At 46.1% G+C, this 25831-nt stretch carries 35 protein-coding genes; 8 read left to right on the forward strand and 27 right to left on the reverse strand.

Features of this window, described 5'->3' with window-relative positions:
• Position 1: 1 nt before the first annotated feature.
• From ftsY to OU421_RS09860, 14 genes are all read right to left on the reverse strand, one after another.
• A complete protein-coding gene (gene ftsY, locus OU421_RS09800) occupies positions 2-1111 on the reverse strand; it encodes a signal recognition particle-docking protein FtsY (protein ID WP_268185919.1) in 1110 nt (369 codons plus the stop codon).
• Between the two features lie 6 nt (positions 1112-1117).
• Positions 1118-1564, reverse strand: a complete 447-nt coding sequence (pfdA, locus tag OU421_RS09805; protein WP_268185920.1) for a prefoldin subunit alpha — start codon at positions 1562-1564, stop codon at positions 1118-1120.
• Between the two features lies 1 nt (position 1565).
• Entirely contained in the window at positions 1566-1757 is a 192-nt protein-coding gene (gene rpl18a, locus OU421_RS09810) for a 50S ribosomal protein L18Ae (protein ID WP_268185921.1), read from the reverse strand.
• A 5-nt stretch (positions 1758-1762) separates the two neighbouring features.
• Positions 1763-2425 (reverse strand): translation initiation factor IF-6, encoded by a 663-nt coding sequence (locus OU421_RS09815; protein WP_268185922.1) that lies wholly within the window; start codon positions 2423-2425, stop codon positions 1763-1765.
• Between the two features lie 2 nt (positions 2426-2427).
• On the reverse strand, positions 2428-2691 hold the full coding sequence (locus OU421_RS09820) for a 50S ribosomal protein L31e (protein WP_268185923.1): 264 nt from the start codon (positions 2689-2691) through the stop codon (positions 2428-2430).
• A 4-nt stretch (positions 2692-2695) separates the two neighbouring features.
• On the reverse strand, positions 2696-2848 hold the full coding sequence (locus OU421_RS09825; protein ID WP_268185924.1) for a 50S ribosomal protein L39e: 153 nt from the start codon (positions 2846-2848) through the stop codon (positions 2696-2698).
• The gene (locus OU421_RS09830) at positions 2841-3455 is read right to left on the reverse strand and encodes a DUF7411 family protein (protein ID WP_268185925.1); all 615 of its coding nucleotides are present in this window, start codon (positions 3453-3455) and stop codon (positions 2841-2843) included. Before OU421_RS09830 ends, OU421_RS09825 begins: the two co-directional genes overlap by 8 nt.
• Entirely contained in the window at positions 3452-3793 is a 342-nt protein-coding gene (locus tag OU421_RS09835) for a DNA-binding protein (RefSeq protein WP_268185926.1), read from the reverse strand. The genes OU421_RS09830 and OU421_RS09835 overlap by 4 nt, the downstream gene beginning before the upstream one ends.
• 13 nt (positions 3794-3806) lie before the next feature.
• Positions 3807-4256 carry a 30S ribosomal protein S19e gene (locus OU421_RS09840; protein ID WP_268185927.1) on the reverse strand — a complete coding sequence of 150 codons (450 nt, stop codon included), beginning with the start codon at positions 4254-4256 and terminating at the stop codon, positions 3807-3809.
• A 94-nt stretch (positions 4257-4350) separates the two neighbouring features.
• Positions 4351-4581, reverse strand: a complete 231-nt coding sequence (locus OU421_RS09845; RefSeq protein ID WP_326493535.1) for a YhbY family RNA-binding protein — start codon at positions 4579-4581, stop codon at positions 4351-4353.
• On the reverse strand, positions 4571-4894 hold the full coding sequence (locus OU421_RS13080) for a ribonuclease P protein component 4 (RefSeq protein ID WP_407659732.1): 324 nt from the start codon (positions 4892-4894) through the stop codon (positions 4571-4573). The genes OU421_RS09845 and OU421_RS13080 overlap by 11 nt, the downstream gene beginning before the upstream one ends.
• 36 nt (positions 4895-4930) lie before the next feature.
• Positions 4931-5548 (reverse strand): phosphoribosylglycinamide formyltransferase, encoded by a 618-nt coding sequence (gene purN, locus OU421_RS09850; RefSeq protein WP_268187901.1) that lies wholly within the window; start codon positions 5546-5548, stop codon positions 4931-4933.
• Between the two features lie 25 nt (positions 5549-5573).
• Positions 5574-6842, reverse strand: a complete 1269-nt coding sequence (locus tag OU421_RS09855; protein ID WP_268185928.1) for a hemolysin family protein — start codon at positions 6840-6842, stop codon at positions 5574-5576.
• 94 nt (positions 6843-6936) lie between these two features.
• Entirely contained in the window at positions 6937-7773 is an 837-nt protein-coding gene (locus tag OU421_RS09860) for a sugar phosphate isomerase/epimerase family protein (protein ID WP_268185929.1), read from the reverse strand.
• An 82-nt stretch (positions 7774-7855) separates the two neighbouring features.
• Here OU421_RS09860 and xseA point away from each other — a divergent pair, with 82 nt between their 5' ends.
• Complete coding sequence (gene xseA, locus OU421_RS09865) at positions 7856-9097, forward strand: exodeoxyribonuclease VII large subunit (RefSeq protein WP_268185930.1); 1242 nt, start codon at positions 7856-7858, stop codon at positions 9095-9097.
• Positions 9081-9263 (forward strand): exodeoxyribonuclease VII small subunit, encoded by a 183-nt coding sequence (xseB, locus tag OU421_RS09870; protein WP_268185931.1) that lies wholly within the window; start codon positions 9081-9083, stop codon positions 9261-9263. The genes xseA and xseB overlap by 17 nt, the downstream gene beginning before the upstream one ends.
• Here xseB and OU421_RS09875 read toward each other — a convergent pair.
• A complete protein-coding gene (locus OU421_RS09875) occupies positions 9196-9684 on the reverse strand; it encodes a DUF371 domain-containing protein (RefSeq protein WP_268185932.1) in 489 nt (162 codons plus the stop codon). The two genes, xseB and OU421_RS09875, sit on opposite strands and share 68 nt — an antisense overlap.
• 89 nt (positions 9685-9773) lie before the next feature.
• On the opposite strand from OU421_RS09875, the gene OU421_RS09880 reads away from it, so the two are divergent.
• Complete coding sequence (locus OU421_RS09880) at positions 9774-10349, forward strand: HVO_0476 family zinc finger protein (RefSeq protein WP_268185933.1); 576 nt, start codon at positions 9774-9776, stop codon at positions 10347-10349.
• Here the strand turns inward: OU421_RS09880 and OU421_RS09885 are convergent.
• Positions 10344-10610 (reverse strand): thioredoxin domain-containing protein, encoded by a 267-nt coding sequence (locus tag OU421_RS09885; RefSeq protein WP_268185934.1) that lies wholly within the window; start codon positions 10608-10610, stop codon positions 10344-10346. The two genes, OU421_RS09880 and OU421_RS09885, sit on opposite strands and share 6 nt — an antisense overlap.
• Before the next feature lie 40 nt (positions 10611-10650).
• Positions 10651-11328 (reverse strand): hypothetical protein, encoded by a 678-nt coding sequence (locus OU421_RS09890; RefSeq protein ID WP_268185935.1) that lies wholly within the window; start codon positions 11326-11328, stop codon positions 10651-10653.
• Between the two features lie 165 nt (positions 11329-11493).
• Between OU421_RS09890 and OU421_RS09895 the strand changes: the two genes are divergently transcribed.
• Complete coding sequence (locus OU421_RS09895; RefSeq protein ID WP_268185936.1) at positions 11494-11964, forward strand: Hsp20/alpha crystallin family protein; 471 nt, start codon at positions 11494-11496, stop codon at positions 11962-11964.
• A gap of 67 nt (positions 11965-12031) precedes the next feature.
• Positions 12032-12817, forward strand: coding sequence for a CBS domain-containing ParB/RepB/Spo0J family partition protein (locus OU421_RS09900; protein WP_268187902.1), 786 nt, complete (start codon positions 12032-12034; stop codon positions 12815-12817).
• Here OU421_RS09900 and OU421_RS09905 read toward each other — a convergent pair.
• Positions 12814-13995 (reverse strand): NDP-sugar synthase, encoded by a 1182-nt coding sequence (locus OU421_RS09905; protein ID WP_268185937.1) that lies wholly within the window; start codon positions 13993-13995, stop codon positions 12814-12816. The genes OU421_RS09900 and OU421_RS09905 overlap by 4 nt on opposite strands.
• Positions 13996-14096: 101 nt before the next feature.
• On the opposite strand from OU421_RS09905, the gene OU421_RS09910 reads away from it, so the two are divergent.
• Entirely contained in the window at positions 14097-14579 is a 483-nt protein-coding gene (locus OU421_RS09910) for a YkgJ family cysteine cluster protein (RefSeq protein ID WP_268185938.1), read from the forward strand.
• Positions 14572-14838 carry a hypothetical protein gene (locus OU421_RS09915; RefSeq protein ID WP_268185939.1) on the forward strand — a complete coding sequence of 89 codons (267 nt, stop codon included), beginning with the start codon at positions 14572-14574 and terminating at the stop codon, positions 14836-14838. The genes OU421_RS09910 and OU421_RS09915 overlap by 8 nt, the downstream gene beginning before the upstream one ends.
• Here the strand turns inward: OU421_RS09915 and OU421_RS09920 are convergent.
• Positions 14821-16317 (reverse strand): cobyric acid synthase, encoded by a 1497-nt coding sequence (locus OU421_RS09920; RefSeq protein WP_268185940.1) that lies wholly within the window; start codon positions 16315-16317, stop codon positions 14821-14823. The two genes, OU421_RS09915 and OU421_RS09920, sit on opposite strands and share 18 nt — an antisense overlap.
• A 155-nt stretch (positions 16318-16472) precedes the next feature.
• On the opposite strand from OU421_RS09920, the gene yciH reads away from it, so the two are divergent.
• A complete protein-coding gene (yciH, locus tag OU421_RS09925) occupies positions 16473-16778 on the forward strand; it encodes a stress response translation initiation inhibitor YciH (RefSeq protein ID WP_268185941.1) in 306 nt (101 codons plus the stop codon).
• Positions 16779-16929: 151 nt separating this feature from the next.
• On the opposite strand, the gene OU421_RS09930 is transcribed toward yciH, so the two are convergent.
• From OU421_RS09930 to OU421_RS09965, 8 genes are read right to left on the reverse strand one after another with little or no spacing between them, the layout of a single operon-like run.
• Positions 16930-17940 carry a type II secretion system F family protein gene (locus OU421_RS09930; protein WP_268185942.1) on the reverse strand — a complete coding sequence of 337 codons (1011 nt, stop codon included), beginning with the start codon at positions 17938-17940 and terminating at the stop codon, positions 16930-16932.
• A 1-nt stretch (position 17941) separates the two neighbouring features.
• Positions 17942-18820: a type II secretion system F family protein gene (locus OU421_RS09935; RefSeq protein ID WP_326493494.1), complete on the reverse strand. Its 879-nt coding sequence runs from the start codon at positions 18818-18820 to the stop codon at positions 17942-17944.
• 37 nt (positions 18821-18857) lie between these two features.
• Positions 18858-21836, reverse strand: coding sequence for a type II/IV secretion system ATPase subunit (locus tag OU421_RS09940; protein ID WP_326493495.1), 2979 nt, complete (start codon positions 21834-21836; stop codon positions 18858-18860).
• Between the two features lie 10 nt (positions 21837-21846).
• Complete coding sequence (locus OU421_RS09945) at positions 21847-22458, reverse strand: hypothetical protein (protein ID WP_268185944.1); 612 nt, start codon at positions 22456-22458, stop codon at positions 21847-21849.
• A gap of 37 nt (positions 22459-22495) precedes the next feature.
• Positions 22496-23149, reverse strand: a complete 654-nt coding sequence (locus OU421_RS09950; RefSeq protein ID WP_268185945.1) for a roadblock/LC7 domain-containing protein — start codon at positions 23147-23149, stop codon at positions 22496-22498.
• A gap of 5 nt (positions 23150-23154) precedes the next feature.
• Positions 23155-23502, reverse strand: coding sequence for a roadblock/LC7 domain-containing protein (locus OU421_RS09955; protein WP_326493496.1), 348 nt, complete (start codon positions 23500-23502; stop codon positions 23155-23157).
• Between the two features lie 19 nt (positions 23503-23521).
• Positions 23522-24913, reverse strand: coding sequence for a Ni/Fe hydrogenase subunit alpha (locus OU421_RS09960; protein WP_268185947.1), 1392 nt, complete (start codon positions 24911-24913; stop codon positions 23522-23524).
• A complete protein-coding gene (locus OU421_RS09965; RefSeq protein WP_268185948.1) occupies positions 24910-25830 on the reverse strand; it encodes an NADH-quinone oxidoreductase subunit B family protein in 921 nt (306 codons plus the stop codon). The genes OU421_RS09960 and OU421_RS09965 overlap by 4 nt, the downstream gene beginning before the upstream one ends.
• Position 25831 lies beyond the last annotated feature (1 nt).

A 25831-nucleotide genomic window follows, 5' to 3' on the forward strand; every position in this document is an offset into this window, starting at 1 on the left:
GTTATTCATCTCCGAGAAGGTCACTGACTAAGGTTTCAGGCTCGAATGGAATAATATTCGTATATTCCTGCCCTGTTCCAAGGAACATGATTGGTCTTCCAATTGTGTGCGCGATTGAAATTGCTGCACCACCCTTTGTGTCCATATCAGCTTTTGTCAGTACAACAACATCTGTCCCTACAGCATTGTTAAATTCTTCTGCACGGATGACCGCATCATTCCCGGCAACGGCCTCGTCTACATACGCAACGATGTCCGGCTTGAAGACACGTTTTATCTTTGCCAGCTGATTCATCAGGTTTGCCCGGTTGTGGAATCTTCCTGCGGTATCTGCGAGGACAACATCGATGTCATGGGCCTTTGCGTATTCAACCGCGTCATAGAGGACCGCAGATGGATCAGCACCTTCCTGGTGGCGAATGACTTTAACACCGACACGGTCGGCATGTGTCTTCATCTGTTCATTTGCACCAGCCCGGAATGTATCTCCGGAACCGATTACGACAGAATACCCTTCTGCTTTCAGATAGGCTGCAACCTTTGCAATGGTTGTTGTTTTTCCTGCGCCATTTACCCCGGTAAAGAGAACCTTTACCGGATGGTCATGTGTGCTAATGTATGAGGTGAGTGAGAACCCTTCGCCAAGAACGTCCAAAAGTGCATCTCTCAGGGCATCCATTACCATATTGTCAATGGATGAACCGATTTTTTTGGTACTTCCGGTCAGTTCGCTACGCATCTGGGTTGATATTGCATCAACTGTCTGTAGCGCAACATCGTTTTCGAGCAGAATAATTTCAAGTTCCTGAAGGGGTCCTTCAATCTTCTTTTCAGAGATGTGTACTTCCCGATCTTTTAAGAGGGTTCGAACTTTTGCAGAAAAGGCGACTTTGTCCTTCTTTATTTCCGAAGGAACTTTAGGTTCTGGTGTTTCAGATGCCTCAGGTATGTCCGAAGACTCTGTCTCGGCTGAAACCTCTTTGGAGGCAGTTAGGGGTGTGGGTGAAGAAATCTCTTCATCAAGAGAGACCTCTTCAATAAAAGATTCCTCAATTTCACGGGAAAATCTGCTACGTACCCCTTTCAGTTTTGATTTCAGAGAATCAAACATGCCCTATCAGCCCTGAATCCCATGTGTCATCCGGCTCTGGGCCTGTGAATATGCCGATTCCAATTTTGCGGCAACATCATGGGCCTGTTTCTGGATCTGTTCGATGGATTCAGCTATTTTTTTGGCAAGCGCTTCCATTTCTGTCATGCGCTCTTCAAGATATTTCACTGTTTCAGCGTTTGTCCGTTCAACAACCACATCGGAACCAATGTTTAAGAGAACAGTGTCTGTATCAGGCACATGTACTCTTAGGCTTGCACCGCCACCGATCTGGAGAAGTACTGTGGGTTCTTCCTGGTCAGCAAGAGTTTTCAGCGTTTCAACTGCAGTAGCAGTTTCCATTCGCCGGTTATCCAGCATTTCAAGCTGACGGGAGTATGCTTCAACCTGCTGTGTGAACTGTTCAAGATACTGTTGCAGCATCTGGAGTTCGCGGGCGTCAACATTCTCCATATTATTCACCATCAGTCAGTGTAATTGCGTTGATTTTTATATAGTTTCTCTTCAGGCGGTGTTTACTGCCGATGACTGTGAATGCCCGCTCTTCAGCGACTTTCTCATTCGGTGCTGCAATTACTTTGGTAAAAGGTTTCCATTCATCGCGTTCCCGGTAATCACCGGTGATTTCAAAATTTTTGTCTTCCATCACCATCACTCCACAAATCCAAATACTTCTTCAATTCTGCCAAGCTCATATCCGCTTGTCGCACTTCCGGCAATATAGCCGGATTTGTTTGCAACGAGGCCGGTTCCAATGAGATTGGTACCCATGTTTACTGTTCCGGTACCGACTGGTAAGTCAGTATGCTCTTCAATTGCCTCTATCTCCTGCCGGGATGCCCGGGTGGGGAGAAGAATGCCGCGGCTGGTCGCAACAGCAGTCATTCCGACTGTTGGTACGCCACCAATTGGCATCATGAGGACCGGAACTTCAAGAAATTCTGCGATCTCCTCCGCAAAGCGATCAGGCATATCCGGATGAACTACTGCAATGTCATCATTAGCAAGAATGATATTTCCGGCAGCGTTCATGCCCCGTTCCAGCAGTAATACGTCACGGTATTCCTGAAGTACTGCTATCTCATCAGGCGTTGCCATGCCGCTTACAATGAATCCACGGTTGTTTCCCACAAGAAGTGAGCCGATAATTGAACATCCCTGTATTGTTGTACGTACAACCGGTACTGAGAGTTCTTCTCCAACCACCTCAATAAACCGGTCGGGAGCATCAGATGCGGCAAAGACCACATCATCAAATGCCCTGCAGTATACACCGATATGTTCGTTGCCTGCGATATCGATCGTTTCAGTCATTGTTACTCTTCCGCAAGTTCAGCCTGTACCTGTCCGTCCTCGAATTTCATGGCTCGGATACGAATCTTGCGGGGTGGTTTCTCGGATCCCCGTTCCCAGACTTTTTCATTGATTGTCTGGTCAAGTTTCACGTCTTCGCTCTTCATGTGTTTCATGAGGTACGAACGGATCTCTTTCATTGCACGCTGGCTCCTTCTCCACCGGGGAACCTTCTTGACATCCCTGAGGGGGATGATGTAAATCTGTTCATTGAGAATGTCAGCCATTATCTTACACCTTCAGAGTGCTGCGTCTCCAGTTACGACGGCGTGGATGGCTGACCACGCTGCGCTTGGTCTTTACCATCACCCATGCCGGAACACGGCGGTTCTGTTCACATGCTTTCGCAAGCCGAATCTTTCGGCCTTTTGTTGGTTTACTCATGGTTTATCACCAGTTTTGTCTGATCTTTCCATCCGGTCACCAGGGACTGCTGGTGGCGGTTTGGGAATATCGTATACGGATCGATACCCCGTGCGTTGAATGCTGCCCGGATTTCGTGTTCATAGTCTCCGTTGTGGATTGAGCCGGTTTCACCATAGGATATGGTGAAATGCCTGTTCGCCAGGCGCTCGACTTCTGCTTTTCCGAATCCGAGCAGAGGGCGCACGTAGGAACACTCATGCCTTGCCTCAAGGCTCTGAACCTCTGGTAAGCTGAGCATTGGAACACGGTCATTCAGCCGTGTCCCATCCCCTATTACGTCATAATACCCTGCAAGGGTTGTGACGGCGTTCCTGTGCACGAGGTTAATAGCATCATTGGGATATCCCGCCGACACCATCATTTCGACAACCGTGCCCAGAAATTCCGGTTCAAATACTCTCTTCCTGAAAGAAAATCCAAGGGCATCTGCCGTATTCTCAAGCTCTGGAACGTTCCTCGATTCGTCAAAGACGAACGTATTTAGTTCCACCTCATAATCTCTGGAGAGCATGAGGGCCGCAAGAGAGCTGTCTTTTCCTCCGGAGAAGAGTATTCCTGCCTTCATTTCCGGGTAATCTTGTAATCTTTCTTCTGTGGCATAAGCTGTGTGAGAAGGTTTTTAAGCATCTCGTCAGAGATCTTGCCGCGAAGGCGTCCGCTCTGTGCGAGGATGACCAGTTGCTGCTCAACAGCTTTTGCAAAATCAGGACGGGTCAGTTTGATGGTGTTCAACCGCTCCCGTGCCTCCGGCTCCAGGATCTGCATGAGGATCATGTGGATCTGCGCTTCCTGCTGCTGCTGTTGGCGTGCCATTTCCTCTTCCATGGCACCCTGCTGCTGCTGTTGGCGCTGGAGGTCCTCCATTCTTCTCCGGCGGAGTTCGTTCAGCTCGTCGTCTCCCATCTTCCTTCTCTCCTCAGTATTTTGCAAGTGCCGGGTTCTGCTCTACGACATCTGCTTTGAGGCCGTGTGCAACACCATCAAGGAATGATTTTCCTTTTGCGGTAATGTGGCGACCTTTTTCACCGTTTTCAACAAGTCCTTCCCCTTCAAGCTGCTGAACAACTTTCCGGATGACGGATCCGGATCCTTTCCGGAACTTGTCTGGGTTTGAACCACGGTTCTGCTTTCCGCCGTAGAATGATCTCAGTCTCTCTACACCAATCGGGCCATCCACATAGATACGGCGCAGAACTGCTGCCGCACGGGTGTACCACCAGTCTTCATCGTATGGTGGTGCCTGTTTGTGGACACCTGTCTTGGCAAATGCTGCCCAGTCCGGTGCTTCCACTGCTTCCATTGCCCTGAGTTCTTCAGCCGCTTTACGGATCAGAATATCTGCGGGCAAATCATATACGGTTGTCATTTGTTTACCACTCTCTAGTATGCCTATTAGCAGTCTTTACATATTAGTCAGGTATTGATTTAAATATTCCGAGAATAGGTGGGTGGCGGGATGGTTATCTTCGCCGGGCAAGTACCATGGTTCGGCCCCGAGTCTGGACAAGTTCCACACCACAGGCAGCAGCAATTCCTGTCGGATCCACTTCTACACTTCTGAGCCACTTTATTTTTACCATGCCACGATCTTTGATCTGACGCCTGATCTCTTCGTATGTCTGCTCTGTAACTCCGTTTTTTCCAATCCATATGGTCGCTTTTAATTGCGATGCTGCTTTTTTATCGATGATATCGCCTCCCGACGGGGCAACGCCACTGTCTGCCGCAAATCTGGCATGTGATTATGACCCTGTTCTGGTGAATTCGTATACGTGCATTTATTCCGGGAATGAGAAATGATGAACAGTTCCGGCAGAATTTTCGTTTCCATACCGGAGGTATTGCAACTTTTTCTCTCATTGCGATACGGCGCGCCCGTCGTATATATTCTCGTGCCCGGTCCGGATCATCGCGCGCAGCAATTTCTGCCTCTGTAAAGAGGATTTCAATACGTTCCTTCGCAATCGGACGCCTTGATCTTTGCTGCCGTCTTTTTCCGCCCATTTGTTCCTGTAATGTTGTCTTCAGTGATTATGAACTTCACTCACTCGGGGTATCATGAACGATAACCCTTCTGCCGTCGATCTCCAGCCGGTCCTCACAGAAGAGTTTCACCGCATGAGGAAGCGCCTGATGCTCAAATTCCATGATTCTCTCTGCAAGTGAGTCTTCGGTATCATTGTTTAGCACAACGACCGGGGACTGGAGAATAATCGGTCCCGTGTCCATACCTTCATCGACAAAATGAACGGTGCACCCGGCAATCTTCACGCCATAATCCAGTGCCTGCTTCTGTGCATGGAGGCCGGAAAAACTTGGCAGAAGGGCGGGATGAATGTTGATCATCTTTCCGGAAAAGGTCCGTACTGTTTCTGGTTTTAAGAGGCGCATGTACCCCGCAAGAACAAAGAGGTCGGCCCCGCATTTTATCATTGTTTTTTCAAGTGCCTGATTGTACTGTTCACGGTCCGGATAGTCTGAAAAACTGATGACCGATACCGGAATATTATGGTTTCCGGCCCGTTCAATTGCATATGCAGATGGATTATCGGTGATGAGGCAGACAATCTCTGCCGGGATAGTCCCGTCTGAGACCTTGTCAATTATAGCCTGAAAATTGGAACCTCTTCCTGACGCCAGCACCGCAATGCGTTTCATACTCATATGTTGGCATAATTTCATCTTAACGATTCGTGTGTATGCCCTTATCCATTGGTACTATGAGTTTGATATTTTCGATACGGCGGTCGTTCATCTTCATCACCATAAGACGGATTCCTGATTCTGAAATTGTCACCACTTCACCTTTGTTCGGGATATGGCCCAGTTGATCGATAATCAGGCCGCCGATTGTTTCATAGGATTCGCTTGTGGGAAGTGATGTTTTCAGCTCTTCATTGACACGATCAACCCATGCGCGTGCATCTATAAGATACACCCAGTCATTGATTTTCTGGATGTCGGGTTCTTCTTCATCGAATTCATCCATAATCTCTCCGACAAGTTCCTCCAGAATGTCCTCCACCGTGACAATCCCTGCGAACGTCCCGTATTCGTCCACAACGATTGCCTGGTGAATCTTGCGTTTCTGCATTTCGCGCAGGAGATCGTCAATCTCCTTTGATTCGGGAACAAAGTAGGCTTCGTATACCAGATCTGTTATGTCAGCATTTGGTCCTGGTGAATATATCACCCCAAAGACGTCCTTTACGTTTAGTATGCCAATGATGTTGTCTATCTGTTCTTCGTAAACAGGAAGGCGAGTGAATCCGGTCTCGTTGAATATATTGATGGAGTCTTCGAGAGAGCTTTTCCGGCTGATCATTACCACGTCCGCCCGTGGGGTCATAACTTCTTTTGCTCTGGTATCCGAGAATGCAAATACCCGGTAGAGCATCTCATATTCTTCCTCTTCGATGGTGCCTTCTTCTTCACCCACATCAATCCACTGTTTTATTTCATCTTCTGTGACTGTTGGTTTCACTTCACGGTTGCGTGAAAAAATTCTTTTTCCGGCATCAATGACCCAGAATAATGGATAAAGAGTATATGACAACCATAATATCGGGCGGGATACCATGAGAGCAACCCGTTCTGTCGATCGGGTTGCATATGTCTTGGGAAGGATTTCACCGAATGTCAGCATCAGAATCGTGGTTGCAAATGTTGCAATACCTATTCCAATCTCTCCCCAGATGGCAATGGCAACAGCTGTTGCAATTGATGCTGCGGCAATATTTACCAGATTATTACCTATAAGGATGGTGATGAGCAGGCGGTCAGGATCTGCTTTAAGGTGTTCAAGTGCCTTAGACCCGGTCATTTTCTGTTCAACAAGGGTACGTACCTTTGCAGGGTTTATTGAGATCAGCGCAACTTCTGACCCCGAAAAAAATCCGGAGAAGAGAAGGCACACCATAAAAATAATCAGTGCAAAACTGTATTCTATCATTGCACTATGCCGCCTCCGGCGGTCACTAATATCATTTGATTCATATATGGGTTACTCTCTGATTTATGCACTTTTTCCCAGATAAAGGCAGCGCTCATTCAAAAAAAGTTCGGATCCAGGCTGTTTCATCTGCAATGATTTCTATTTTTTTACTGAGGGGCAGATCCGGCTGAAATGTGAGGTCCTCAATTTCAAGAATGAGCGGTCCTGTATACCCGCATTCTGCAAGAAGGGTGAGTACCTGTGCCACATCGGAATTATCCTTCGCCCTGCAGTGCATTCTATCATTCACACAGGCACTGACATGAACCACTGCAATGCGGTTATAGAGATGCTCAATATACTCTGCTGCCTCATCGGTGTTTCCGGCGAAGGTATGAGCAATATCAAGTGTAAAAGAGAGCCATGGTTCTTTCTCCAAGAGAACAATGAGATCCTGTGGGGTCGGGAGAAGAGAATTTATTTTTGTTTCCATATTTTCAAGTGCAACGAGGACACCGGAAGATGTTGAACAGGTGTACACTTCTGAGAGATAATGTGCCAGACGCCTTTTATCTGCGAGGGATACCGGGCGTTTTGCGGTTCTTCTTCCCGGATGAATGGTGACAGCGCGGGCATTGATCTGTTCTGCGATAGCGATTGCCCGGCAGGCCCATGTAAGAGAGATCTCTGCCACATCGGGGTTGACAGAACAGGGATTCAGGTCAAGGACAGGGGCATGCACACTGACGGATCGAATGGTGGGGTGAGTATGGATGGCCTCATGAAGAGTTGGTATCGGCAGACCTTTAAGCCAGAATGAGGGTGTTTCCAGCCAGAATTCCACAGCATCACACCCTGCGTCCCTAAGAGCATCGAAGATGATGTCAACCGTGTACTCATGGAAAAACATGGTTGATGCACCAACCGCTGCCATGTTTTCCTCTTTCACTCATTCCCTATTAGCCTTTTACCTCTACAAATGGTTGGTAATGATACAAGGTATTCATATGGGAATGCACTAAATGGTGTTCATGCGACCAATGGGAGATGTCGGGCCTGATGGTTCCGGTGTGTTTTCAGTCTCTACCCTGACAGCACTCATTTCCTCTCTCCTGGATGACCACCGTATCAAAAACATCTGGGTTGAAGGAGAGATCACAAACTATACTCATCATCGTTCAGGGCACCGGTATTTTTCTCTTTCTGAGGATCCGGGCACCACACGTCCCTCGGTGATCCGCTGCGCGATGTGGAAAAGTTATGCGCGCGAACTGACATTTTCCCCGGAGAACGGGATGCGTGTTCGGGTGTATGGGTCTGTGGATCTCTATGAACCCAGTGGTGAGTACAAATTCATCACAATGGAGATGGAGGAAGCGGGGCGGGGTGAGCTGTACCGGCGGGTGAACCAGTGGAAACGTATGCTTGAAGAAGAAGGCATCTTCTCGCTTGCTAAAAAAAAGGCATTGCCCCGGTATCCACAGATAGTGGGGGTCGTGACTGCAGAGACTGGCGCTGCGCGCCGGGATATTGAACATGTGATCGCGCGCCGGTTTCCTGTGACTCTTTTACTCTCGCCATGCAGAGTGCAGGGATCGGGGTCAGAGCATGAAATCGCTGATGCAATACGGGCCATTGACGGAAAAGCTGATGTAATCATTGTCGGGCGGGGTGGAGGTTCATTTGAAGATCTCTTCTCTTTTAACCATCCTGAGGTGGTCCGGGCGGTGGGTGCCTGCCGGACACCGGTTGTCAGTGCTGTTGGACATGAAGTGGATACTACGCTCATCGATTATGCAGCGGACATGCGGGCGCCAACTCCGTCCGCCGCTGCAGAAATTGTTGTTCCGGATCGGGAGGAGCTGAAACAGGAGATCGTTACCCTCTCCATGCGTATGTCAGACAGTACTTGGCGATCCATTGTTCGTTTCCAGTCGGAGATTGAGGATTTACGGCTGCGTCTTCGTCCGGAAAGACTTCTCGCAAATGTGTCACGTGAACAGGAGTATATGAATGAAATGTGTGAGCGTATACTGTTACTGGCAAACCGCGAATGCGAAAAAAAACGTATGATTCTTACGACTGATAAGACACAACTGGCTGCTCTAGATCCCTATGCACCCGTACGGCGGGGGTATGTGCTTGTTGAAAAAGACGGCGTGCTCGTAAAATCCGTGTGCTCTCTTCGTCCTGGTGATGAAGTTTCCCTCAGTTTCAGGGATGGTTCTGCACGGGCTGATATCCATGAGGTGACGTATGACACAGACATATGAAGATAATCTGAATGAACTCAAAGAAATTATCCGGAGACTTGAATCCGGGTCGATCCCGCTTGAAGAAACGCTTACTCTGTATGAACGGGGTATGGAACTTATACGAAATTGTGAAAAAATGCTTGAATCTGCGGAACTGAAGATCGCTCTTCTTCAGGAATCGTGAAAATTTTCATATCAACTGTCATTTTTTCTTCTTTGACAAGTGCAGCAACAAGATTTCGTGGAAGTGTTTCTGCCGTATTATCAGCATGGATCGCAATTGTCCTACTGTCAATATAGGAGCTTCTTCTCCATACCAGATCAGTCGGATGATTCAATATCAGCCTGCTGCTTCCCCGTGCCTTGATCGTGCAGGACTCGGTTCCCGCGGTGAGAGTCGTCACCAGAAGCGCAGAATCTGATGCGAGTGCAGTTCTGAATTTTGAATCAAGTTCACATATGCCTTTATCTGCCTGAATGGCAATAATGCATGTTCCACTTGATGTAAGACTTTCTTCTTTTGTAATTTCGAATGTGGACCTGTGCAGTGCCCGGACATTTGAGTGGCCATAGCAGATCAGCCTCTCGCACGGAAGATTCTTCATTGACTTAAACAGTATTTAACCGGAATGTTCAAATTATTACCTGCGTTCAGGCTCAGGTTAATCTCATTATACTACCAATTACATAGCCAATGACATATGAAGTACACTGCCCCATCTGTGGGGAAGAGACCACTCACAATATCCTGAAGGAGTCATCTGACCTTCTGGTCCAGTGTGTTGTATGCAGCCATGTACATCGTGTACCCTGCCCCCCCCGTCCCGAACCGGTTGTTGTCCGTGCAATTGTCAGTGATGAGGATAGCTCAACAGTCGGGACCATTGAATTAAAGGATTCTGATGTCTGTTATATCGGGGATTTTTTTGTCGCTGAGATTGAAGATGAGATTGCTACTGTTGAGGTCTGTGGGATTGAGGTGGGAGATCGCCGTCCGTCCCGTGCGCGGGCCACAGATATCTCTACTCTGTGGACACGGGTTATAGACAACGTAGTTGTAAAAATATCTGCTCATGATGACAGACGCACGATTCCCTGTTATGTCCGCTGTGATGGTGAACGCGATTTTCAGATTGGGAGCGTGGAGAATATTGATGGTATGAACGTTCGCATAACTCACATTAAACTGCGGAACGGGTCGATGATGAGAAAAGAAGGATGGAAAGCATATGCACGAAAAATCCGCCGTGTATATGGTACCCGCCTATAACCAGACATACTTTTTTAGTGTTTCTTCAAGGGTGTTACCTGGTGTGATTCCTTCAAATCGTTCTTTTTCTGTATCATCGACAAGAATCAGAATGGTGGGTGTAACCTTCAGTGTATATTTCTGAATGGCTCCTTCGGTTCGTACCGCATCAATATCTTTTATTGAAATTCCCAGTTTTTCTTCAATTTCCTGATTGATTGCTTTTTGTTCATCGCACCCAGAACACCCGTCCTGATGGAAACAAAGTATCTCTACTGACATATTGATAAAATGGAAAAAAGAGTATTTGAAAGTGTTCGTTTCAGACTATCTGCTCGATAGCAATGTCTGCAGATGCATATCCATACTGCACAGTCAAAGTGTCGTTCTCCATTTCAACGATCTTTGCCATCCTGGTAGCAACAGTCTCAGGCGCTGTTTCATTGTCGAGGACAATTTCCGGTTGTGGTGCAAATCCGAGCGGAATCCACATTCCTATTTCTGCTTCTGAATAGTTGCCACCGATGAGCGTATACTGTTCTGCTGTCATATCCCGAACCATTGCCTCTCCGAATGGGAAGGGAACCGTCTTTGTATCCCCTTCATGCATACCTTTTGCTCCATCGGCAATGGCAGTCAGTTCCGGTTCAAAGAGGGCATAGGATGTAACACCGGCAGGGTACATATACACCTCAATTGGAACAATAAAGTCAGAATAATTCTGACCTATGACCATCTGCATGGGTTGTGAGACGCCTGCTATTACGCCTTCATTTTCAATTATTGTTTCTTCTGATGAAAGGACAGGCACGCCGCTATCGTCACGGATTGTGTAACTGACAACGATACCTGATCCATCTGCTGCTGTTTTAAATATCGAGAAAAAACCCATTGTAAGGGTAAACCCGAGCACACATGATATCAGAATGAAGACAACAAATACCCGAGTAAGGGTTTTTGTCCAGTCATCATTTTTCTTTGCGCTCTTCTGTTTTGCCATTAGTATTATTTCAACCCTTTACCGTATTAAACATGTATATTGTCGTATGTCTGTTCGGCCAATCATGGGATTTAAGTCAGGAAACATTTATCCCGTTTACTGTCGGTATCAGTATCTGTCGATCTGTGGTTATGGCGGAGGATCGTCGGTAATGGAGAAGGTAGTATGATTCGAAGAAGGAGATATCCGTTTGCTCTTCTCTGGAATGAAATTGATGAACTGATGGCAGAATGGGAGTCGCGTGTGCAGAACACGGTGGCTACCGGAGCATCGCTTCCTTCAATGGTCGGACCAGCGCTTAAACGGGAATTCAGGGTTGATGTGAGAGAGGAAATGGACGAAGTAATTGTCACTGCAGACCTCCCCGGGGTTGATAAAAACAATGTTGTTATTCGACTGGTAACGCCTCTCAATATCGAAATATCTGTTGCGAAAAAGACAGAACCTACGGAGGAGGGGGCTGATGTATATGACTATTATACCCGCGAACGTCTTTCAGGCAACCTGCATCGCATTGTTTCTCTTCCGGCAGAAGTAATAGATGAGAACGCCAGTGCATCTTTCCGTAACGGGGTGCTGGAAATACGTCTCAGAAAAGCAATTCCAGAGTCCGGGAGTGTCATTCCCATTGATTAATATTTTTGGTTAATTGAAGGGCCTTTTCCCGAATAATTATGTCTGGTTGGAGTAAATAGTGTGAATGATGGACAAAAAGAAGGTCCGCGATTATATGACATACGATGTTGTCTCTATTGATGCGCAGGGGACGGCAAAAGATATCATAAATGCAATTCGTGATACGCATCATGATGGATTTCCTGTGATTGATAACCGGAAGGTGGTTGGTTATGTTTCTGCCCGTGATATTCTCTTTGTTTATCCTCATACTCCGGTTGAGAGGATCATGTCCCGTCACCTGATTGTGGCAGCCCCGGATATGGATATTAATGACGCTGCCCGTGTTATATTCAGGTCTGGTATCCAGAAACTCCCTGTGGTTGATGATGAGAACAATCTCATCGGGATTATTTCAAATGCTGATGTAATCCGTTCTCAGATTGAACATGTGTCACCGGATAAGGTGTTCAAGTTCATCGATACGCTTCGACAGCTGCATGATGTAGATCCTGCACTGGTTCGGGAACGAGTACCGATAAATGACCTTCTCCCCACGCAGTCAAAGATTTACCAGGATGAACTCGAAGGGAGAATGTATGAAATAAAAAAAGGCCTTGCCGAACCTCTTATTGTTGTCCGACGTCCCGGAAGGCTTGTTCTTGTAGATGGGCACCACCGGGCTGTTGCAGCCCACCGCCTCGGGATACAGGAATTGGATGCCTATATTATCGAAATTGATGAGGATATTGAACTCGGTCTTGAACGAACGGCCCGGGAAATGAAACTCTCAACTCTTGATGACATTAAAATCCTCGACTATGCACGTCATCCCCTTGTTGCGGTGACCCACCGGCTGGTCAGGCACAGTTAAGAGCCTGAAGAGTGTGTTTCATAGTCAGGATTTAGATAGTCCTCGGTAACGACACTCTGTTCCGGAATAACTGCTTCCGGCCATATCCGCGTTTTTGAGTGTACGATGCTGCCCCGTTTTATGACAGAACGGGGCCCGATAACCGTATCATTTTCAATATTACACTGTTCGCGTATCGCTGCCTCGTTATCAATAATGCTCCCGCTGATTGTAGTGTCTGTCCCGATGTGGACATTATCATAAATTGATGACGAGAATATTTTTACACCTTCACGAATAACGCAGTCATTTCCAAGAGATGTATAAGGGCCGATTATGACACTGTTACCAATAACAGTGCCGGATCCAATGGATACAGGGCCGATGATCTTTGAACTTTCCCCAATTACAACGCCTTCGCCGAAATGAACCGGTCCATGAACAGTTGCCCCCTTAATGGTGATATCACCGGATATATTGGTGTATGACATCTCCTGAAGTTTCCAGTGCTCTGCTTCGCGCAGGGAACGGGGACTTCCCACATCAGACCAGTTGCCCCGTGCAAGCCACCCAGAAATATGGGTTTGCGGTTGTTCCATCAGAATGGGGAAGAGATTTTTGGCAAAGTCGAACTTCGTATTTTCCGGGATATAGTCGAAGATCTCCGGATTACATACATAGATACCCGTACTCGCAAGATTTGAAAAGATCTGGCCCGGAGATGGTTTCTCCGCAAAACGCTTGATTTCATAATTGACATCAATCTCTGCAATACCGTATTCAGACGGCTCGTCAATCGAGATAAGACCGATTGAAACAGTTGCATCCCCACGGAGATGTTCCCGGTAGAACTGGAGGAGATCGATGTCTGTGATATGGTCTCCCCCCACCACCAGAAATGGTGAATCGTTTAAGTATTCCTCCGCATTTTTTACACTCCCTGCCGTTCCCAGTTTGACAGGGTCGCGCACATAGGTAATGTCGGCGCCAAAGAGTGAGCCGTCACCAAGAGTATTTTGTATGTCGTCCCCCTTGTAGCCCAGTGTGACCACAATATCGGTAAACCCGAGATTCGCCAGATGGTCAACGAGGTGGATTATTGAAGGGGTATTAACAATTGGGATGCAGGGTTTTGGCCGTTCAAAGGTCAGCGGCCGCAGGCGGGTCCCCTCCCCGCCGCACATGATGCATACCTTCATACAACACATGTTGTCGTACCTCGGGTTAAATCCTGTCGGTATGGGTGTGCGATGTGGGCAAAACCGATAGAATAACATAGGATTCCTCCCATTCTCCAGATATGGAGCATGAGGATTTCACCTGCACGATGTGTGGCAGGTGCTGCTTTGGTATGGGTAAATATGTGAAGGCGATTGGACAGATGGGGGCCGGCCAGGTTGCCGTGAAACATGAAATATCGGGAGAAACCTGTTATGCAACGATACCCCGGAAATATCGCGATGATTTTGATTTTGCAGAGGCACGTTCGGTAACCGAAGGGTGGTGCCCGTTTCTTATTGAGGAGGACGGCGAGTATCCCTGTATCATCTTTGATACTGCTCCAAAGTTCTGCAGGGATTTTCAGTGCTGCAGAATGAGGGTATTTGATGCGGATGGAACACCTGTTGCACGGGTAAAAGGGAAAGGTTCCGTTCTCACAGATGATAATGTGTTCTCTGAATGGTGGAAGACAACAATTGCTACGCTGCCTGATGATAGCTGGGAAGAAGGGGCTTCATCGCTTTTGAAACAAAAGGGATACCGTGCGGTCTGGTATGAATGAGAAAGAATACCGGTTACTGAAAACAGTCGATGGTACGGTTCAGTGCCTGCCGGGAAAAAAGGAAGAAATTGTCCGGTGCAGGTTCTGTATCCATTCAAAACAGTTCCTCCAGGGGAGAAGGTGGGTTCCCTCCCCTGCAAGAGCGTTCTGTCTTGCATCACGCACAACGACGAATGTCGATCTCAGTTGTGTGACTGCAGTATGCTGCAACGATATGCGTGGTGAGGGTTTCTCCAGTGTGTTAAATGTCATCAGCTGAAGGTCTGCTTTCCGGATCCGGAACGCCTGTCTGTGCAATTGCAATGAGTGTTTCTATATCCAGGGAAATTTCATACCGGTGTGCCACGGCATCATATATGGTGTCATCATATATTGGATTGGCCGCTTCGGCAGGGATGTATTCTCTGCCTTTTTTCTCAGAAATACAGGAAAGAAGCGCATGCACAGCATTTTGGTTCAGAAAGAGGCCATGCATGTATGTCCCAAATACCTGTCCGTCATGAGAAACCGCCCCCTCATCTTCAAACGCTCTTCTGCATTCTCCTACTGAGGTCTCTCCGGAGTGTATTTCATACCCGCTGACACTGCCCATTCTCCGGAGAATCGGGGAATGTTCGAGGGGCGTGCGGGTAACCTGAACGGTTGTTTTTGTATATTCAGAAAATGTTGTTGTGATATCCAGTAGTCCGAGACCCTGGTATGTCCCAACGTGTGATTCGTGGCCGGAATCGATGATTGTTTTGCCCAGTATCTGGTATCCGCCGCAGATGCCGATGATAGGGATGCCGGATGTATGAGCGTCAGATATCTGGTCTGCACATCCCGAATCATACAGATGTTGCAGGTCTGCAATGGTGTTTTTTGTGCCGGGGATAATGATGCAGTCAAAGGATGAGAGTACTGCACCCGGCTGTACGTATTCAACAGATGCCTGCTGTTCCAAAAGTTCAAAATCGGTGAAATTAGATATCTGTGGGAGACGAAGTATCGCAATTCTGATGCCTGTTTTATCTGTCTTTTTGTCTTTGAGAGAAAGAGAATCCTCACTTGGCAAAGCGATGTCAAAGAAGGGAATGACTCCCAGAACAGGGATCCCGGATTGTTCTTCAATGAATTGTTTCCCTTTTTCAAAAAGCCGGAAATCCCCGCAGAATTTGTTGATGATGATACCACGTACATTCTGGCGGACATCATCCGGCAACAGCATCAGGGTTCCCAACACCTGTGCGAACACCCCACCGCGTTCAATGTCAGCAACAAGAATGATGGGAAGGCGGAGATTTTGTGCAAGGAGGATATTTGCAATGTCGCGGTCATACAGATTGCATTCTGCAGCCCCGCCTGCGCCTTCAATCACAACCATGTCATGTGCGTCCTGGAGTTCCCAGAATGCCTGGAGGGCAATATTCAAAAGAGTCTCTGTTTCTTGATAATATTCTCCAATGCGTACATCACGGAACGGCTTGCCAAGAAGAACAATCTGTGATTCTCCATCTCCTTTTGGTTTCAGAAGTATAGGGTTCATTCTGGCAGAGGGTATTATCCGTGACGCGAATGCCTGGACTGCCTGGGCAATGCCAATTTCATCACCAGATGGTGTCACATATGAATTCAGGCTCATATTCTGTGATTTGAACGGTGCAACATGATATCCGTGATTTGTGAGAATCCGGCATATGGCAGTGGCAGTGATACTTTTCCCAACGTGGGATGCAGTTCCAAGAATCATCAGGGACATGTCGATTAAACAATTCAATTTTATATGTGGTAAATATTTTTGATTTGTTTCCGGTCCGTAACATTGTAGAATAGTATTCCGGATCTGGATTGATGAACGAATATTCAGCTACCCATGCCAACAAATATATAACCAAAGCATGAAGGTACATGGTAATGACTGGAGGTATATGTCCAAAGTGCGGACTGCCAAAAGAGCTCTGTATCTGTGAAGAAGTAGCTAAAGAACAGCAGCAGATTAGTGTTAAGATAAACCGGCGCCGGTACGGCAAAGAGGTTACTGTGGTTGATGGTCTTGATCCATATGACATTGACCTTGATGAACTGCAGAAGTACCTCAAGGGAAAACTTGCCTGTGGCGGTACCGTAAAAGGAAATTCAATTGAGCTTCAGGGGAATCATCGCGAACGAGTGAAGAAACTTCTCCTTGATAAAGGATATAAGCTCGATAATATCAACTGATTAAATGGAGACCGTGTGATAATTTTCCTCTAATCGTTAAGGGAAATTATCACCTGCCTGCCACCATGAAATGAACAGTCTATTATGGCTGAACAGGGCCTGAAACATTTGTTTAGGGTTCCTTTTTTTAAAAAAAGATTAACGGGTATTTTCAGATGAAGAGTCTGAATGCAACCCATCCTATGATTACCATGACAACAGAGTATTTCAGCCCGGCAACTGCCCGTCCCTCACCCATCTGTCCCGCTACAAGACCTGAAAAAAAGCCCTGAATGACGGATGCATGGAGGAAAAGACGTCGGTAAAATTCCATGTCAATTGCCGCTCCAAACCCGGTTCCACTGCCTCCGGACTGTGTTACTGCCTCGCCTGCCTCTGCCATTGTATCCAGAAATGTTCCGGTCATGACAGCAATCACGAAGAGGAAGACAAGATAGGAAACAAGTACGATAATCACATAAATGAGCATATTATTGCGTCGCTCTGTTTCAAGGTTGACAAACTCATAACTGTCATTTGCGGCAGCACGCAGGACTTCACTCACATCCCCACCTGCCCTGCTCGCTTTTGCGATGAGATCAACACTCCTCTGCGCAAGTGGTGTGCCTATCCGCTCACCAAACTGGTAGATTGCATCGACGAAGGGAATATTCCATGACATCTCTGCGTCCAGTTTTTTGATATACTGGGTGAGGGTTCCATATTCACCATCTGCAACAACATGAATCGCATTGGGGAGTGTCATTCCGCTTTCATTCATACCTGCCACATCACGGAAAAAATTCGGCAGCGTAATATTGAGATTTCTCATTCTTGTTGAGTCTTTTAGATCCAGTATGGCAAGGGGAATTGTTGCAATCAGCACTGCCAGAAGGAAGTAATCATCAATACCAGTTGTCGTTAGTGCAAGGAAAACTCCTAATTTACTCACCTGGATTATCAACCCGATCATGAATACAATGATTGCGATTGGGATTGTGAGAATCAGAATATTTATTGGTTTTTCGGTAAGCATCTGAACCGGATGATGCAGGAATTTTCCCATGCCCTCCGTTGAACGGTGCCGCTCTTCCACCCGTGCAATTATATCTTCATCCTTTTGGATTTCTTGTGTATTTTCGCGTGTATTGTCTTCCGGTTTTTTTGTATCAAATATTTTCATTCTACACCTCCGGAGTCATTGAGCTGATAAGAATCACAAACATGATGCTGCCCAGTGGAATTATTGCATAAATCACCGCATACAGAAACAGGGGGTCTGTTTCACCGCTGATTGTTGACATGATTGACTGAAGAATGATAAGAAACAGTGTTCCCGCAACCAGTGCTGTTACATACGACTCCGAGATTAATCCAAGAGTTTCAAGGAATGTCTTCTGTTCCAGCCGGTTTTCCCGGGTATATTGTTCTGACTTGGTACGGAAATATTCTGTCAGATTACTTCCTGATGAAATACTTGCCGTTGCCCCCTGGAGAAAGTCACGCATTCTGCCACTGGGAGTATACTGACCGGCAATTCTCAGGGCATCCAGAAGGTCTTTTCCAAAAATATCAATTTCACGGGATATATATCGCGCTTCGACAGCACTTTCTCCATAGATCTTACTCTGTCCGAGCAGTCGGAATACTTCTGCCGGGGTGATTCCTGCTGTTGACATCGCAGTAATGTAGTTAATTGCATACGGAAGCGTTGCATCGATGTTTCTCTTTCTCTCTCCTGCCATGATTCCAGGGTATATGAGAAATACCGCATATGTAATTCCTCCGAATACAAGGAGGCAGACAGCCATAACGATTGCCGCACCGATTACAATTTTAAACGGGTTGAGGGCCATGATGAAATCGGGCAGACTTCCATAATAGACGATTAAGTCCGGAAGGCGGAATATGTATGTCACAAAACCAATCAGAAGTCCGAATATCAGTCCGACAATTGCTGACGTGATATAAGCCGTTGACATATATGCTTCAAACGGCACGGTCATCCGTGCGCGCATCATGTCATTACGTAAAAAGAGAAAGTCATCTCTTTTTGCTTTCATACGCTCTCCAAGAAGGTTGAAACACACTCTCTCGTAACTATTCATAGAGGTCACTCCTGACAAGTTCCATTACCGTCTCCGGATCACGATAGTATGAGAGCAATACTTTTCCAACTTCCTGGAAGTGACGAATCTTCTTGATACGCATCCATTCAAGTATTTCCTGGCGGCGTTTGAGCTCTTCGCGCATACGGGAATCGCTCCACCCTTTCAGTTCCATGATATCTTCAAGGATGTAGGATTTTCCGGAGAACCGGATCTCATCAGACGCTGCATTCCATTTGAATACTTCGTTAGTGATCAGTTCATTTGTCCGGGGGTCAATATCAAGGATCTCGATGAGTGTTTTATTTCGCCGGATTCTCTGACCACCAAATCGTGCCTGCACCTGCACACTGACCAGATCAAGCGCACTGAGCATATTGCGGGGTACATCCATGGGCGGATTTTCGAACCGGTGAACCACACTCGCAACTGAATCTGCGTGTGTTGTCGCATACGTTACGTGGCCTGTGCTCATGGCCTGGAAGAGGGTTTGTGCCTCTTTTCCACGGACTTCACCGACAAGGATATATTCCGGCCGCTGACGAAGTGCTGCACGCAGCAGTTCATACATATCTATTGAGCCTTTTCCACCGGAATCAAATGATTCTCTGGTAATGGAGGGAATCCAGTTCTTATGCGGCAGTTTCAGTTCACGAGTATCTTCAAGTGTGACAATCTTTGCAAGAGGTGGAATGAACAGGGATATTGCATTCAGGGATGTGGTTTTTCCTGATGCTGTACCTCCTGCAAATATACACGATTTGCCATTTTCCACAGCAAGCCACAAAAATGCAATTGAAAGCGGGGAATATGTGCCCCATTCAATGAGATCTGTTGGGGTGATCGGTTCATCCTTGAATTTACGGATGGTAAATGTGGAACCATGGGCGGTAACTTCGTGACCCAGAGTCATCTGAATACGCGATCCATCTGCCATCGTTGCGTCCAGCATCGGTTCAGCGATTGAGATATACTTGCCGGCACGCTGGGCAAGTTTGGTTACAAATGAATCGAGATCGTCAGGACGGGTATACGATAGGTTTGTCTGGATTGATTCATAATTCGAATGGAATACAAATATCGGGGCATTTACTCCATCACAGGAGATATCCTCAATATATTTGTCATGCATGATGGCGTCAATAAGACCGTCCCCAATGAAATTTTTGTGAATATGATACAGGATTTTTTCCCGCGATACCGGATCCAGTTTTATGGCGTAATCAAAGATAATATTGTCAACTGCCTCTGTGAGGGCAGAACGTGCCCGTTCTTTTGTGAGGTCTTTGGTGTTGATGTCGAGAGTCTCAAACAATCGCTGTGTCAGTTCCTGTACAAGTATTTTTTCTCCTTCTGAGAGTTCAGGTTCAATTACCGTGTAAAGATATTCATGAGAATTATGATCAAAGATGATGCGTATGTAGGCATAGGGTTCATTCACCGGATATAATTCGATCTCTTCGATTCCATCAGCACTGTCATGTGCGAGATTGATAAGGGAACCGTGGATTGCCGGGTCATATTGGACAACTTTGCCCCTAATCTTCCCAAAAATTCCCTGACCAAATTTTTTCTTCTGATCTACCTGTTCGGGACCTTCTTCGGAAAGAGATTCTGCCGGTCTCATTTTAGAAAGATCGAGACTTTCAAGATCACCCTCAACGATTTCATCCAGTGCTGATATGATATCTGTTCTGTTGCTCATCTCAAAAATTCGGGAACTATCCGAGATATGAAAATCTTCAAGATCAAGCTCCGCACCGCCTGATAAAATCAGATCCGAAAAATTTGCAGCTTCTTCAGCACTAATAATTCCATCGTTTCTTCTTCTTTTCCTTTCGACTTTTTCTTGATGTGAGTTGACGGTGTCAGGGGTTATTTCAATCTTCTCTTTGCGAATATTTTTGACTCCCTCACTCGATATTTCTTCGATAATTCTGGTAATTCTTGTTGAAGAATTTTGTGAGTTTGATATATCCGGAACCTGTTCTGCATCGTCATATCTTTGAACCAGTTCATTTATGAGATCATCCGGATTCTCCTGAGAGGTATTTTCGGTTTCTTCATCTTCTGAATTCTGTATCTCATGAATCATTGAACTGAGAGTCGCCGTTTGTGTGCTTCCTGTATCTTCATTAAAGAAGTTTTCTTTTGGAGTTTCCCGATTATTACTGAGCAATTCACGAATGATGCCATCAATTTTTTCCCCATGTTCACTGTCCGGTTCTTCGTATGGTTCCTGTACGGGTGAGGGCATGGTATTTTGCTGCACGTCAGCAATCAGTGAATCGAGATGGGAAGGGGTTTTTGCTGAGGTTTCGTCATCCCTGGTAACTGAGTGTTCGGAGATTTCTCCAATAGATTCTGTTTTTTGTGGCTCATCAGCAGTTTTTTCAGCAGTAAATTCCTCTACAATCTGACCGATTGTTGCGTTTGCGTTGTCCTCCTCTGTGGCTTTTGGAATCTCCTCCCCATTTGTAATCCCGGAAGAAATTTCGTTCTCTTCTTTCAGGAAAGAACTGTCACTGTTGATTTTATCCTCAGGTTCCGGTTCATGGGAGACAGATATATTTTCAGAATTAGTCTTCCGAATCCCTGCAATAATGTCCTTGAGAGTGACGTCCCCGTCTCCTGACTCATTGCCTGGCGATATTACATCATTATCCTGTGGAGTTGCTGTTGCAACATTTTCATCTGTTTCTGCTACCCCATGCTCGGTTTTGCGTATATCAGACAGGAGATTTGCAAAAGTCTCATTCGGCCGTGTATGTTCTGAGATAATTTTTTCATCAGATTCATCAGACGATTTTTCTGTTTCGGGAATGGTTATTTTATCAGCAATTATCTGGCTCGTTTCCTGCTCAGCATATACGTTTTCTTCTGTTTTTTCTTCTATAGAGACAGCATCACCAGTTTCTTTCTGCTTATTTCCACGACGCAATCCCCCAAAAAATGATTTTTTCTCTTTCATCTCTTCAACCTCAAATTTCAATTACTGTATCAATCAGTTCATCATTAAACTCAATACGGTATTTGTGAACATCCCCGGTTCTGTCTACAATTATGCAGTCATACACTCCATGAACGAGTTTAAATCCCACAATCCCATCCGGTCCGCTGACTTCGCTCAGAAGAAGCTGTCTGCCTTTTCTCATGGAGACTCTTGCTCCGGCAAGCGGCTCACCTCCGGAAGTGATCCGGAGTCTGATGGACCCCCTTCCTTTTTTCTGTTCACCAATTTCCGGGATTTCTTCCAGATGGCTGCTTTGAATATGCCCCTTGTCATATATTCTGCAACCGGCAGCCACAGATTCTGCAATGGATTTACCGGTAAGATAGATTTTGAATTTTAAATTGTTGTCACAGAGATAGATTGCTTTATCTCCATAGAGATTTCCCTCTTTTCCCAAAAGGGCGGCTCCTTCAACAGTGCCATCAATAAATATTAATAAAAATTGTTCATCTCCCCCAATAGAAACTGCAAGCCCGGATCGTCCGGATGGCTGCATTTTTCGAATAAGATCTTCAGATTCAAACTCGCCGGCATACTGAGCATCCTCAACCACTTTGAATATGTCGTTTTCTATATTCATCTCCTCTCACATCCCCTATACTATGATTATAACACAGTTACTGCACCCCTTTTATTGCAAGACGGATCAGTCCCAGATTAGCTCCTGTTGACGTAAGTACAACAAGGAAGAGATCTCCAAATGGTGCAAGAATGCATTTTCCCTCTGGCGTTTCAAGAATTATCTGTTCAAGCAGTCCAATTTCAAGATCATCTGATATCTTCGCACCTGCACGGAGGAGATCTTCAGCGATTGCTGCAACATGTTCGAAATCCCCATTTCCCCGTGAATTAACAGGAAAACCTTCATAAAATGATGAGACTGCAATCACTCCGGGCTGCCGGAGTATTCGGTCAAGCTTCTCATCTTCTGAAAGTGCAGTCTCATCTTCATCCGGAAGAGATGCATAATCAACAAGCCATTTGTTCCGTATTGAATGAGTTATCACTGTTCTCAGTTCAGATTCGGTATAGGATGATACTGTATATTCTAAATGTGGCTGTTCCCTAAAGAAAATGATTGCATCATTTCCTCTGAGATCTGTCCCATTTTCATTGTATTGGGCAACCGCAGGAGTCCCTTTCTCGATGAGAAGATACCCTTCTCCATTTGGTCCGCGTGCTGAAACTCCGGCAATAATCTCTCCGGTGAACTCAATCAGTTCTTTATATGGACCTTTGAGATTTGCAACCCCCCTGCCTTCCGGAAGCATATCTATCACAGTGCTGCAGTAATGCGTTCACGGTTTTTCTTTAGTTCATACCGAATTCTTCCAATGTTTACATCTTTTTCAGCAACTATTGCAATGAGTTCATCATCAGAGAGCGGTGAAAGGAGGATTGGTCCGTTTTCACATTCCACAAGCATCTGGATCATCTCTCCCTGACCAAGTTCGGCGCCCATGGCTTCAGATGTTCCCATTCCGGTAGAAGCCATTGCACCGAGCGCCTCCGTATCGATATTCCCTTTTTCTGCACTTTCTATGACAAATCCGTCCCTTCCGATTACCACTGACGCTGTAATCCCATCAAGTCTGAGAAATTCCATCAATATTGATTTAAGCATCTCCAACACCTAATCCTGTTTACGGTTTTGTTGAATTAAAACCCTTTCTTTTTGGCACGATGTTCCATTTGAGTGGCATTCTGCCGATTGCATGGGTGGCACATGATATACAGGGATCATACGCGCGAATTACCATCTCAATCTGATTTTTGCCGCTCTCTGAGATGTTTCCGTTGGAAACAATTTTTCGTGCAACATTTTCAACGCCCCTGTCCATCGCCCAGTTATTCTGGCAGGTTGCAACAATGAGATTACAGTTTTCCAAAAATCCCTCTTCATTTACTGTGTAATCGTGTATCAGCGTTCCACGCGGGGCCTCAATGATTCCAACACCTCGGGTATTTACCACACTCCCGACTTCTGCACGTACATCATTTGATGTAATTGATGGTTCGCTGAGAATTTGTACCGCACGTTCGCATGATGCCAGGAATTCAATATATCGTGCAGGATTGTATGCGAGAGTTGTCTGTACATACCGGCCGAATTTATCCCTGTACTCATCAAGGGCGGCATCTGCTGCAGGCGTCCCCATAGAATCAACAATATTAAGACGGGCGAGAGGACCAACACGATAATACTGTCCATCTTTCAGACGGGAAAATTTGAGGTACGACCAGTCTTCAGAATATTCTTCGATATTGTTTAGATATTCCTCTCCGGAGAATGAGGTTATCGGAGATCCGCCCGCGTCAATTACCTTTGTTCTTCCACCAGACACAGAGTATCTGCCATTTTCTGTTGAACCCATGAATGCTGTGTCAACAGCTCCAAATGATAGATCTGTTTTATCCAGAATATCACGTGCAAGAATCCAGCATTCCTCTGCTATCTTCCTTGCCTCTTCTGCCATTTCAAGCAGTTCCTTTCTCTGGTTTTCTGTAATGGGATGTGACATGCCACCCGGAATGGCTGATGACGGATGAATGGGTTTTCCCCCAATGGCCTCTGTCAGCCGCTGACCAAACTTTCGAACCCGAATGGCATTTTTTGCAATTTCCGGTTCTTTTTTAACCAGGCCAAGAATATTTCTTTCTTCCGGGGGTACATCATGTCCAATGAGAAAGTCCGGTGCGGCGAGCATAAAAAAGTGCAGGGAATGTGAGTGTACATATTGACCATGCATCAGAAGTTCACGAAGATATTTTGCTGTGTCCGGGATTTGTGCACCATAGATCTGATCGCATGCCATTGCGGAAGCCACATGATGGGAAGTCGGGCAGATTCCACAGATTCGTGGAGTAATTCTTGGTGCTTCCTCAACTGCTGCACCAATCATGAATTTCTCAAATCCTCGAAGTTCAACAACATTGAAATGTGCGGTTTCAACACCTCCACTCTCATCAAGATCGATGCGCACTTCTGCATGACCTTCAATACGGGTGACCGGACTAATATTTATCCTGGTCATCTGTTCCCCTCCTGGGAGATTACTTCACGGATTTTTGATATCTCTTTATCTTCCATTACTTCGCTTCCCATCGTAAACGCATACATGATGTGTCCAACATCATAGAGCTCTTTTTCAATCTCTTTTGATGGAATATCTGTTAGATCAGCGATTCTCCTGACCATTAGATTATATATGTCCCGGCAGGGTTCCCTGAGTATATCCAGAGATGGTCCGTTGCACCCGTGACAGGGAACATTATTCTTGGGACATGCTGCATTACATCCACAGAATGTCACCGGACCAAGACAGAGATATCCTTGTCCAAGAAGGCATGTGTTTCTGTCTGGAATTCCTACATGGCGGCGTTTTAGTGACCAGTCCTTTACTTCACCCATTTTGCGGTCGCATTCCGAGCAGACAGACTTGCGTGACAGACGTATGGTATCCCCCTTAATCAAAGGAAGGATAATTTCTCTCAGTCGTGCCTCTTTTGGAGGACATCCGGGAATATAATAATCAATTTTTACCATGTCTCCTACAGCAAAGACACGGTACAGGAATTCCGGCACATCGTGGGGAATTTTGCCGTCTTCTTTGACGGTATCAACTCCGGTATATATCATTTTGAAGAGATCTTCTCTTCCGCTCATCATGGACAGCCCTGATATTCCTCCATAACACGCGCAGGTACCGAGAGCTACCAGAACCCGGGAATTTTTCCGGATTTTTTTCAGCCGCTCCTGGTTTTCCTCGTTACGCACTGCCCCTGTCACAAATGCAATGTCAATATCTTCAGGAGGTTCTTTCACATCCATTATTACCGGGGAATATACGATGTCTGCTTCTTCAACCAGATCCAGAATTGTTTCATGGAGGTCAAGAACAGCAATTGTACAGCCGGAACATCCGGCCAGTTCTTCTATTGCAATTTTCATC

Origin of the sequence: Methanogenium organophilum (assembly GCF_026684035.1) — an archaeon.
Classification (GTDB): Archaea; Halobacteriota; Methanomicrobia; order Methanomicrobiales; family Methanomicrobiaceae; genus Methanogenium; species Methanogenium organophilum.